The following is an 11,486-nucleotide window of genomic DNA, read 5'->3' as shown; positions in this document are numbered from 1 at the left end:
ACACGCTGGCGCCGGTCACCGGCCTGGTGGACAACGTCGGCGGCACGGTCAGCGGTGCGCTGTCGCCGCTGCTGGGCGACAGCTTCACGGCCAACGATCCGAACGTGCTGGACCCCGTGGACGATGTGGTCGGCACGGCCACCGGTGCGGTCGACGGCCTGGTCTCGCCGCTGACCGAAGGGCTGATGGGCTCGAACGTCGTGCACGACGTCCTCTCTGGCGTGACGCAGCAGGTGGACTACGTGACCGACGGCGTGGCGAACATCACCGACGGTGCGTTGGGCGGTGATCTGCTGGGCGGCGTGCTCGGCAGCGACGGCCTGCTGGGTGGGCTGACCGGTGGCGATCTCCTGGGTGGCGACCTGCTCGGCGGCGTGCTGGGCCAGGACGGTCTGCTGGGTGGGCTCACCGGCGGTGACCTGCTCGGCGGCATCGCTGGCGACACCGGCATCGTGGGCGGTCTGCTCGACACCGTGGCCGGCGACGGCGGCCTGCTGGGCAGCGTGACCGGCGGCGAACTCCTGGGGGGCGATCTGCTGGGGAATGTGCTGGGTGACGATGGCCTGCTGGGTGGCGTGCTGGGCGCCGCCGACGGTGCCAGCGGTGCCGGCGACCTGTTGAACGCCGTGCTGGGCGACAACGGCGTGCTCGGCGGTGCGCTGGGCAGCGTCACGGGCGGCGACGGCGGCGGCCTGCTGGACGGCGTCACCGGCAGCAGCGGCGTGGTCGGCGGCCTGCTCGATACGGTGGCGGGCGAGCACGGCGTGGTCAGTGGCGTGCTCGACACCGTCGCCGGCAGCAATGGCCTGCTGGGCAATGTCCTGGGTGGCAGCGGCGGCAGTGGCGGCCTGGTGGGCGGTTTGCTCGGCGGCCTCGGCAGCGTCACCGAGCCGGTCTCCAGCGGCACCGGTGGCAGCACCACCAGCCCGGCCAGCCCGGTCGGCGGCCTGCTGCACAACCTGCTGGGCTGATGAGTCCGGCGCCCTCGTCGTCCCCTGTCGAGTGGCCGGCCCGCCGTGCGGGCCGGTCGTTGACCAAAGGTCCCTCCATGATGAAGTCACTCCAACGCGTCAGCCTCGCGCTGTCGGTCTCCGTGCTGCTGGCCGCCTGCGGCACGGCGCCCAAGGACGGCAGCGAAGACACCACCTACTACTACGCCAATCCCAAGGGCCGCAGCGCCGTGGCCCCGGTGCAGGCGCCGCCCCCGCCACCGGCCCTGTCGGGGCCGGCGGGCGTGGCCCGCATCGTGTACTTCGACTTCGACAAGTACGACGTCAAGCCCGAGTACCGCGCCATCGTCGAGGCCCATGCGCGCTACATGCGCGAGCGCCCGCAGGCCCGCGTGGTGCTCGAAGGCCACACCGATGCCCGCGGTGGCCGCTCGTACAACGTGGCCCTCGGCCAGCGCCGCGCCGAGGCGGTGCGCCAGGCCATGCAGTTCGGTGGCGTGCCCAACGAGCGCATGGAGGCCATCAGCTGGGGCATGGAAAAGCCCGCCTCGCTGGAGAAGACCGAGGCCGGCTACCAGCTGAACCGCCGCGTCGAGTTCGTCTACCGCTGACCGGCACCGCACGATGGACCAGGACGTGAGCGCCCCCGCCCGGCCGGGCGCCGGGGGGGCGGTCTTGCCGCTCGCCGGCTCGCCCGGGCAGCCCGGCGAGCGCGGCTTTGCCGCCCAGCTCGCCGCCTGCCGCGACAAGGTGGCGGTGATGTGCGCGCCCGTCCCGGCGCCGTACCCGGCCTTCACGCTCTTCTTCTCGGTCACCGACGGCCAGCGCCGCGCGCAGGTGCTGCATGCGACGGGCGCCAGCTTCGACGAGGCCTGGCAGGCCGGTGCGCGCCGCGCCAGCGCCTTCGTGCTGCGGCAGCAGTTGCAGTCGCCCTGGCTGCGGGTGGACTGGGTGCAGGGCGTGGGCGAACTGCCCGTGGGCGAGTTCGAGCAGCAGCTGCGCCAGGTCAAGCGCAACTACTTCCGCCTGGGGCTGGCCTTCGACGGCGCCTTCGCGATGGCCCTGACCGAGCAGGAGATCAATGCCAACGCGCTGCTCTACGGCGGCCCCGAGATCCCGCATGCGGTCGTCAACCGCCACAACCTGGGCCTCTACCTGCAGCAGCGCTACCGCGGCCAGCCGGCCCCGGCGCTCGAGCCGCAGGACAAGGTCTACCTGCTGGCCCTGGGCGGCGTGTTCTGCCAGGAGGACGGCGTGGTGCACCGCCTGGCCGGCCATGGGCTGGACACCGGCCGCCGGCAGGTGCCGCCGCTCGATGCCGCCGCGGCGCTGGAGCTGGTGCGCACCGGCTCGGCCCACCTGGCCCGCCAGGTGCAGGACAACGGACGCTTCGTCTACGGCTACTTCCCCTGCTTCGACCGGCTGATCCCCAGCTACAACACGCTGCGCCATGCCAGCTCGCTCTATGCCATGGCCGAGGCCTGGGAGCTCACGCGCGACCCGGCGCTGCGCCAGGCCATCGACCGCGGCCTGCAGCACCTCACGCAGCAGCTGGTGCGCGACTACACGCTGGCCGACGGCCGCGCCGCCGCCTTCCTGGTCGACGTGGGCGACGAGATCAAGCTGGGGGGCAACGCCGTCGCGCTGCTGGCCCTGGTCAAGTACAGCGAAGTGCTGGGCACCGACGAATGGCGGCCGCTGATGGAGCGCCTGGCCACCGGCATCGCCGCCATGCAGGACGCCGCCACCGGCCGCTTCGTGCATGTGCTGCATGCGCAGGACCTGTCGGTGAAGGAGGTCTCGCGCATCATCTACTACGACGGCGAGGCGGCCTTCGGCCTGCTGCGGCTGTATGCGCTGACGCGCGACGAGCGCTGGCTGGCCGTGGTGGAGCGTGCCTTCGAGCACTTCATCGGCCAGCAGCACTGGCAGGCGCACGACCACTGGCTCAGCTACAGCGTCAACGAACTCACCCGCTGGCGGCCGCTGGAGAAGTACTTCCGTTTCGGCATCCAGAACGTGGCCGGCTACCTGGACTTCGTGCTGGACCGCAAGACCACCTTCCCCACGCTGCTGGAGCTGATGCTCGCGGCCCAGGCCATGATCCGCCGGCTCGAGGGCATCCCGGCCCTGGTCCACCTGCTGGACGAGATCGACCTGGAGAAGTTCGAGCGCGCGCTGCACTACCGCGCCAACTACCTGCAGAACGGCTATTTCTGGCCCGAGATGGCGATGTACTTCCGGCGGCCCTCCGCCGTCGTCGGGTCCTTCTTCATCCGCCACCATTCCTTCCGCGTGCGCATCGACGACGTGGAGCACTACCTGTCGGGCATGGTGGCCTACCACCGGCTCATGGCCGAGCGCGAGGCCGCCGGCCGCGCCGCGCCGGAGCCGGCGGCCCGTGGCGTGCGCTGGTCGGCGGCCGAGCTGGCCCGCATCACCGGCGGTGACTGGGTGGTCGCGCCGCCCGAGGGCTGGCATGCCATCGGCATGGCGACCCGGCCCTTCGCGCAGCCGCAGCGCCTGCTGTGCCTGCACGACGAGCGCGCCGGCCGCACACCGGCGCCGCTGGAGCTGGACGGCCTGCGGCCCGCCGCGGCGGTGCTGTGCGCCCATCCGGCGCCGCACCTGCACCGCGGCCTGCCGGTGCTGCGGGTGGAGGACGTGCGCCAGGCCATGCTGGACCTGGGCGCCCAGGCGCGCGCGCAGTTTCCGGGCCGTGTGGTCGCCGTGGCCGGCAATGCCGCGCGCGACACGACCGCCGCCATGCTGGTCAAGACTCTGGGCGCCTGGGGCGAGGTGGGGGAGCCCGAGACCCGCCAGCGCCTGCCGCTGGGCGTGGCCTGGGCCCTGAGCTGCCTGCCGCAAGAGGCCGCCACCTGGGTGCTAGAGCTGGGCCAGGCGCCGGCGCCGGCCATGGTGCAGGTCGCGCGGCCGCAGGTGCTGGTGCTCGCCGTCGATCCTGGCGAGCCCGGCGGCGGCGACGCGCAGCGCAAGATGGCGCAGCTCGTCGAGGCCATGCCCGAGGACGCCTGCGTCGTGCTGTGCCGCGACATGCCGGGCTACGACGGCCTGGCCTTGCTGGCGGCGCGGCGGGGCCTGCGCGTGTTCGACCACGGCAGCCATCGCGATGCGCAGGTGCGCCTCACGGCGCTGGGGCATGGCGAACTGCGCGCCGAGGTCGTGGGCAGCCCGGTGCGCATGAAGCTGCAGGCCGTGGGCGCGCATGTGGGCCTGGGCGCGACCGCGGTGCTGGCCACCGTGCTGGCCCTGGAATGGCAGGCCCAACTGGGCGCGGCGCTGGTGGCCCTGGGCGGCTTCGAGCGGCATGAATGGCGCGGGCCCGTGCTGGAAGTGCCCATCGCCGGCGGCAGCTTCCACTTCGTGGACGAGACGCACGACGCCAATCCCACCTCCATGCGGGCCGCACTCGCCCTGCTGGCCCAGGCGCCCTGCGCGCCGCGGCAGCGGGTGGCGGTGCTGGGCGAGATGCAGGGCCTGGGCGCGGAGTCGCAGCGTCACCATCTGGCGCTGCAGACCGAGGTGCTGGCCGCGCAGCCGGGCCGCGTGCTGCTGTGCGGTCCGCTCATGGGCCCCCTGGCGCAGCGGCTGAAGCCGCTGGTGCCGGTGCGCTGGTTCAACGACGCCGCCGAGCTCGTGGCCGCCTTCGGCGACATCGTGGCGCCGGGCGACTGGGTGCTGGCCAAGGGCGGCGCGCGCATCGGCCTGGCCCGCCTCGCCAAAGCCGTCAAGGCGATGGCCTGATCGGATCGCCTCGGCATTTACCCGGCTTTCTGTCTTCAACCTGACCAGCGTCCGCCCCTGTGAGTAACAATCTGTTCATGGTTTTCAACATCGACGGCCGCCCATGCTGAAGTACCTGCTTCCCAGCCAGCTGGTCGCCCCGTCGGTCACGGCCGAGGGCGATGAGGCGGTCAGCCCGCATGCCGACGCGCTCGGCCGGGCCTTCGGCGCGGCCTATCCGGCGGTGCGGCAGGCGGCCTGGTGGTCGGTGCCGATCAGCCTGTTCGGGCTGCTGCCGTCGATCTTCCTGCTGCAGGTGTACGACCGCGTCATCTACCGCAGCGGCACCTCCACGCTGTGGGCGCTGTTCAGCGGCATCCTGTTCTTCCTGGCCATCGAGTTCGTGTTGCGCAGCCGCCGCTCGCGCCTGCTGCGCGATGCGGGCGCCACCATCGACCATGGCATCTCGGGCGCGCTGCTGCAGTCCATGCTCAACCGGCCGCTGCGGGCGCTGGAGGAGCGGCCCGCTGCCGCGTGGTTCCTGCTGTTCCGCGACGTGGGCGCGGTGCGCATGACGCTCAGCAGCGGCCTCGCGCAATCGATCTTCGACCTGCCCATGGCGCTGTTCGCGCTGGTGGTCATCGGCATCGTGGCGCTGCCGGTGCTGCCGGTGGTGGTGGTCTTCCTGGGCGTGATGTCCTTCCTGGCCTGGTGGTGGGCCGACGAGGTGCGCGCCGGCCGCGTCGAGGAAACCGAGCGCAGCCGCAACCTGGAGCGCATGACAGCCGAGATCTGCGCCGCGCGCGAGACGCTCAAGACGCAGGCCAACGACGGCCCCACCATCGAGGGCTGGCGCCAGACCTACGACCACTGGCTGGGCGAGAGCTTCCGCAAGAACGGCGAGATCGAGACCGCCCGTGACGGCACCACGGTGCTGCTGACCATCTTCTCGACGGTGGTCATCACCGTGGGCGCGCTGTCGGTCATGGAGCAGTGGATGACCGTCGGCGGCCTGGTGGCGGCCAACATGCTGGCCATGCGGGCGCTGCAGCCGGTGGCCGGGCTGGTCTCCAACTGGCGCGCGCTGGCCACGGCGGGCGAGGCGGCGAGCCGGCTGGAGAAGGTGCTGTCGGAGCCCGTGGAGCGCGAGCCCAGCGGCCTGAACCTGCCGCAGCCGCCCGGGCTGGTGCAACTGCGCGATGTGGACTTCCGCTTCCAGCCGCAGGGCCGCCCGGTGTTCGAGAAGCTCGATCTGGCCATCGGCCCGGCCGGCCTGCATGCGGTCGTGGGCCGCAACGGCGCCGGCAAGTCCACGCTGGTGCGGCTGATCTGCGGCCTGTATGCGCCCAGCGCCGGCACCGTGAGCCTGGGCGAATACGACCTGGCCCAGTTCGGCCGCGATGACCGCGCCAAGTGGATCAGCTACCTCTCGCAGGAGGTCTACTGGTTCGCCGGCGAGATCATCGAGACCCTGCGCCGCTGCGCCCCCGGCCACAGTGACGAGCAGATCGTGGCGGCCTGCAAGCTGGCGGGCGCACACGACTTCGTCTCGCGCCTGCCCGCGGGCTACCGCACCCGCATCGGCGAGGGCGGCACCGGCCTGTCGGTGGGTGAGCGGCGCAAGCTGGGGCTGGCGCTGGCCTTCCTGCGCAAGCCCTCGGTGCTGGTGCTGGACGAGCCCAGCAACGACCTCGACTTCCACAGCGAGCGCCAGCTCATCAACACGCTGGTGGCCATCGCCCGCACGCGCACGGTGATCGTGGTGACGCATTCGCTGCGCATGGTGGCCGCCGCCAACAACGTCTACCACGTCACCGGCGACGGTGGCGTGGAGCAGGGCGCGCCGGCGGTGATGGTGCCGCGCCTCTTCGGCAGCCGGCGCGCCGACCTCGAACAGGTGGCCGCATGAAGAACGACCTGCCCCAGGTCCTGCTGCGCGCAGAGGACCGCGCACCGGCGCCCGATGGCCCGGGCCGCCGTCGGCGCTGGCTGATCGGCGGTGCCATCGGCGTGCTGGCCGTGGTGGCGCTGGCCTTTCCCATGGAGACCGTCGTGGTCGCCAACGGCAAGGTGATCCCGTCCGACCGCGTGAAGTCGATCCAGCATCTGGAAGGCGGCATCGTGCGCGCCGTGCTCGTGCGCGAGGGCGAGCGCGTCAAGGCCGGCCAGCCGCTGGTGGAGATCGACCTGGGCGGCAGCGGCCTCAATCTGGAGGAGCTGACCGCCCGCCAGGCGGCCACCCAGGCCGCGCGCCTGCGCCTCACGGCCGAGAGCCGCGGCGAGCCATTGCGGCGCGACAGCTTTCCGGCCGCGATGGATGCCGACGTGGTGCGCGGCGAGCTGGGCGCCTACCAGGCCCGTTCGCTGGAGCAGCGCGGGATCGCCGCCGGCGCGCAGGCCGCGCTGGAGGCCGCGCGCAGCAAGCAGATGGAGCAGCAGGCCAAGGTGGCCGGCCTCACGCAGCGCGTGGCGCTGGCGCGCAAGGAGCTGGAGATCTCCGAGCAGCTGGCGGCCGAGAAGCTGATCGGCCAGCTGGAGGTGCTGGACAAGCGCCGCGAGGCCGAGGTCGCTGGCGCCGAACTGGCCGTGGCCCGGCAGGGCGTGGTCTCGGCCGCTGCCGCCATCGGCGAGGCGCAGGCCAAGCTGGCCGAGGCCGAGGGCAGCTTCCGCCGCCGCGCATCGGACGAGCTCTCCACCGTCGAGCGCCAGCTCGCCAGCCTCAACGAGGACCTGCAGCGCGCCCGCAACCAGCGCTCGCGCACGGTGGTCACGGCGCCGGGCGAGGGCATCGTCAAGGGCCTGCGCAGCGGCAGCCCCGGCTGGGTCATCAAGCCCGGCGAGCCCATCCTGGACGTGGTGCCCGACGACGCGCAGGTGATGGTCGAGGCGCGCCTGAGCCCCAACGACCGCGGCTTCGTGCATGCCGGCCAGAAGGCCCGCGTGAAGATCACCGCGTACGACTTCCTGCGCTACGGCACGGTGGATGGCCGCGTGGACCTGGTGGCCGCCGACGCCGACCGCGACGCCACCCTGCCCACCGCGCCGCCCTACTACCGGCTGCAGGTGAGCACCAGCGCTTCGCACGTCGGCCGACCCGAGAACCGCATCACGCCCGGCATGGAGGCCGAGGTGGACCTGATCGTGGGCACCGACCCGTTCATCTGGTACATCCTGCGGCCGGTGCTGAAGCTGCAGCGGGAGGCATTTCGTGAGCCATGAGCGGATGCAGAGGCAAGCGGCGATGAGGCTGGCAGCCACGACAAGCGTGCGGACCGTCGCGGCGCGGTCTTGCTCCTTCCCCCTCTGGGGGAAGGCAGGGATGGGGGCCGGCACCCCACGGCGCTTTCCAGCGCCCCAGGCCCCCACCCCAACCCTCCCCCAGAGGGGGAGGGAGCGAATGCGCGGCCGGGAGGGCTTCGCGTGAACCGCTTCGCCTCCTCCTCGTTGCGCCGCCCTGCGCAGGCCGCCATCGCCCTGGCCTGTGCGCTCGCCTGCCTGCCTGCCGCCACCCAGGTGCAGATCCGCCGCCAGGGCGTGCCCGTGGCCATCTACGACGAGAACGGCCTGCAGCTGGCCACCGCCACGCGGCTGTCGATGCCGCAGGCGCCTTCGCCGATGCCGCAGGCGCCTTCGCCGATGCCGGCCGTCGAGCGTCTGGCGGCGGTGGCGCCGGCGTCGCTGCAGAGCGGCCCGACCCCCATGCCCGCCGCCGCGCCCCCTGCACCGGCGCTGCCTCCCGCCTCGTTGCCGGTGGCCCCTGCATCCACGCCATCGGCCGCGCCGGCGCCGGCCGTGGGCACACCCCCGGGCATCGTCATCAGCGGCCAGACCCAGCGCTTCAAGCAGTCGCTGCGCACCCTGGCGCTGGAGCATCCCGAAGTGCTGGCCGCCGATGCCGCCGCCGCCAGCAGCGGCTTCGAGGTCGAGGCGGCGAAGAAGGCGCGCTACCCGCGCTTCAAGGTCGGCACCGCCAGCGGCACCTACAACAGCGGCCGCGAGGGCGCCTCCAGCGAGACCTACACCCTGCTCACCGCCGAGGCCCGCATGAGCCTGATCGACGGCGGCGCCATGAGCGCGCGCGAGCGGGCCGCCGAGGCCGGCAGCCGCGCGCAGAGCGAGGCGGTCAAGACCACCTCGCAGAAGGTGGTGCTCGACGCTCTGACGGCCTACATGCAGGTGCAGCGCTTCGACCTCAAGCGCGAGGTGGCCCGCCGCTCCACCCGCATCGTGCAGGACCTCGCCAGGAGCGAGGAGCGCCGCGTCGCTCTGGGGGGCGCCGGCCAGAACGACCTGCGCATGGCCAGCGCCCGCCGCGCCGGCATCGCCGCGCGCGAGGCCGACTTCGACGCCCAGTTGGCCGAGGCCATCGCCAAGTTCGACAGCTACTTCCGCTTCGTGCCCGACCCGGCGCGCCTGCCGCTGCTGCGCACGCCACCGGCCTGGCAGATCGCCTCGCAACAGGAGGCCATCGCCCGCGCCGAATCGCGCAGCACGGAGCTGACCGAAGCCCAGGAGCGCGTGGCACGCGCGCGGGAGCTGGTCGAGCAGCAGGAGGCGAGCGTCTGGCCCACGGTGGATGCCGTGGTGGTCAAGACCAAGGACCCGCGCGGCGTGACCACTTCCGAGCCCACGCGCGCCGCGCTGGAGCTCAACTGGAACTTCGGCAGCGGCTTTGATCGCCAACTGCGCGTCAAGTCGGCGCTGGCCGAGGTGCAGACGCAGGAGGCCAAGCTCGACGGGGTGCGCCGCAACCTGCTGGAGCTCACGGCCTCGGCCTGGGGCCGCACCGCCAGCGGCCGCGAGCGCGAGCAGCAGCTGCGCGAGGCCGTGTCCGAGTCGGGCGAGGCCTTCCGCGGGCGCAGCCGGCTGCTGGAGTTCGGCCGCGAGACACTGCCCAACGTGCTCGACGCGCAGCTCGACCACAACAACCTGCTGCTGGACTACATCGATGCCGTGTTCGACCTGCGCGTCACCGAGTTCCGGCTGGCCCGGGCCACCGGCGAGCTGCGCGTGGAGCCCGACGGCGTCAGTCCCTGGGTGGACGAGATCGTGGGCGGGCCCGCGCGTTCGCTGCTGGGCCCGGACGGCCTGGGCATGACGCAGCAGGGCGCGCCTGCCGTGCCCGCCGGTCCGCCGGCGCGGGCCGTGGCCCAGCAGCCGCCGGCGCCTTCCGCGGCGCCGGTGCGGGGGCCGGACGTGAAGGCCGCGCAGCGCGCGGGCGGCGTGGCGGTACCGGCGCAGAGCCTGCCCCAGCGCATGGCCCTGCGCACTGCTTCGCGTCTACAGTGAGGGGCGTACCTTCCCTCGTGCCTTCTCCTTGAACGACGCCGATCCGATCCTGCGACGCCGCCGCGTCGAGGCGCTCTACGACACCGTGCCCGTCTCCGGCTTCATGGGCCTGGCGGGCGCCGCCATGCTCGCCAGCGTGTTCTGGCGGCCCGACCGGCATGTGCTGGTCATGGGCTGGCTGGTGGCCTCCTGCCTGCCCATCTTCGCCCGCATGGGGCTGCGCCTGGCGTACCGGCGCAGCCGCCAACGGGGCGATGCCGGCCTGCGCTGGGTGTGGGCCTCGCTGGTGCTCATGGCCCTGACCGGCCTGGCCTGGGGCATCGGCCTGGGCTGGATGCTGGTCCACGGTGAGGTGGACGAGGTGCCGGTCGTGATCGGCACGGCATTGGGCGCGGTGGCCATGACCATGACCCACATGGCGTACTGGCAGATGCATGCGGCCTTCCAGGTGCCCATCCTCGGTTCGCTGGCGGTGGCGGTGCTGATCGCGCGGCCGGGCTTCGCGCATGTGCTCTCGGTGGCATCGGTGGTGCTCTGCCTCGCCCAGCTTGCCGTGGCGCGGCGCATGGGCCGCATCTATGTCGAGGCGCTGCGCGTCTCGCTGGACAACGAACGCCTGGCGCAGGATCTGGCCACGCGCAGCCATGCGCTCGAGCAGGCCAACTTCGAGCTCGAACTGCTCAGCCGGGCCGATCCGCTCACGGGCCTGGCCAACCGACGCAGCTACATGGAATGGCTGGAGACCGTGTGGGCGCGCGCGTTGCGCGAGGACATGCCCGTGGCCCTGCTGTCCGTCGACGTCGACCGCTTCAAGCTCTACAACGACGCCCACGGCCACGGTGCGGGCGACCGCTGCCTGCAGGCGGTGGCCTCGGCGCTGGCCCATGCCTGCCGCAGCGAGCAGGACCTGGCGGCGCGGCCGGGCGGCGAGGAGTTCGCCATCGTGCTGCCGGCCACCCCGTTGCGCGACGCCATGCAGGTGGCCGAGCGGGTGCGCCAGGGCGTGATCGATGCCTCGCGCGATGCCGGCTGGGCACTGCCTGCGGGCGTGACGGTCAGCGTGGGCGTCGCATGCCGCCATCCCCGCGACGGCGGCGGCATCGAGGACCTGCTGCGCGAAGCCGACCAGGCGCTCTACCAGGCCAAGGACCGCGGGCGCAACCGCGTCGAGGCTGCACCGGTCGCCGTGCTGGAGTCGGCCGGCGACTGACCGATGTCGTGGTTCGCTCGTTGCGGCGGGCATGGCCGGCAGGGGCGGACGTCGCTGTGCGGGTGCCTCTCGGCCCGAGGCGGAACTAATGCACGCTCTCCTGCAAAGTTGAGGCGGCGGTCCGCGCCGGACGCCGTGCCGCGCGCGTCGCGCCGCTAACCTCCCGCCCCAACCGAGCCGCCTCGTCCCGAGAAGGCCGCCGGCGCGAGACCAGGGAGGTTTCATGTCCACGCTGTCACACACGCTGCGGGTGCATTCGCCCGCACTGCCGGTCTTTGCCGGCACGCCCCTGC

At 72.8% G+C, this 11,486-nt stretch carries 6 protein-coding genes and 1 pseudogene; all 7 read left to right on the top strand.

What is annotated here, in order from left to right:
• Window positions 1-971, top strand: a pseudogene (locus tag L0984_RS29705) (hypothetical protein); the annotation flags it as partial.
• A 77-nt stretch (window positions 972-1,048) separates the two neighbouring features.
• Complete coding sequence (gene pal, locus L0984_RS29700) at window positions 1,049-1,561, top strand: peptidoglycan-associated lipoprotein Pal (protein WP_234198005.1); 513 nt, start codon at window positions 1,049-1,051, stop codon at window positions 1,559-1,561.
• Between the two features lie 25 nt (window positions 1,562-1,586).
• A complete protein-coding gene (locus L0984_RS29695) occupies window positions 1,587-4,715 on the top strand; it encodes a glutamate ligase domain-containing protein (protein WP_234198004.1) in 3,129 nt (1,042 codons plus the stop codon).
• A 103-nt stretch (window positions 4,716-4,818) separates the two neighbouring features.
• On the top strand, window positions 4,819-6,603 hold the full coding sequence (locus L0984_RS29690; RefSeq protein WP_234198003.1) for a peptidase domain-containing ABC transporter: 1,785 nt from the start codon (window positions 4,819-4,821) through the stop codon (window positions 6,601-6,603).
• Entirely contained in the window at window positions 6,600-7,913 is a 1,314-nt protein-coding gene (locus L0984_RS29685; RefSeq protein ID WP_234198002.1) for an HlyD family type I secretion periplasmic adaptor subunit, read from the top strand. Before L0984_RS29690 ends, L0984_RS29685 begins: the two co-directional genes overlap by 4 nt.
• Before the next feature lie 201 nt (window positions 7,914-8,114).
• Complete coding sequence (locus L0984_RS29680; RefSeq protein WP_370646234.1) at window positions 8,115-9,983, top strand: TolC family protein; 1,869 nt, start codon at window positions 8,115-8,117, stop codon at window positions 9,981-9,983.
• A gap of 28 nt (window positions 9,984-10,011) precedes the next feature.
• Complete coding sequence (locus tag L0984_RS29675) at window positions 10,012-11,193, top strand: GGDEF domain-containing protein (RefSeq protein WP_234198001.1); 1,182 nt, start codon at window positions 10,012-10,014, stop codon at window positions 11,191-11,193.
• Window positions 11,194-11,486 lie beyond the last annotated feature (293 nt).

It is taken from the genome of Pseudacidovorax sp. NFM-22, assembly GCF_021401245.1.
GTDB lineage: Bacteria > Pseudomonadota > Gammaproteobacteria > Burkholderiales > Burkholderiaceae_C > Xenophilus.
Note: the sequence above shows the minus strand (reverse complement) of the source record. Positions and strands in the feature narration are given on the sequence as shown.

Excerpts from the sequence above, each read along its gene's own strand:
- L0984_RS29685 (WP_234198002.1), top strand. The coding sequence starts at position 6,600 with ATGAAGAACGACCTGCCCCAGGTCCTGCTGCGCGCAGAGGACCGCGCA.
- L0984_RS29690 (WP_234198003.1), top strand. The coding sequence starts at position 4,819 with ATGCTGAAGTACCTGCTTCCCAGCCAGCTGGTCGCCCCGTCGGTCACG.
- pal (WP_234198005.1), top strand. The coding sequence starts at position 1,049 with ATGATGAAGTCACTCCAACGCGTCAGCCTCGCGCTGTCGGTCTCCGTG.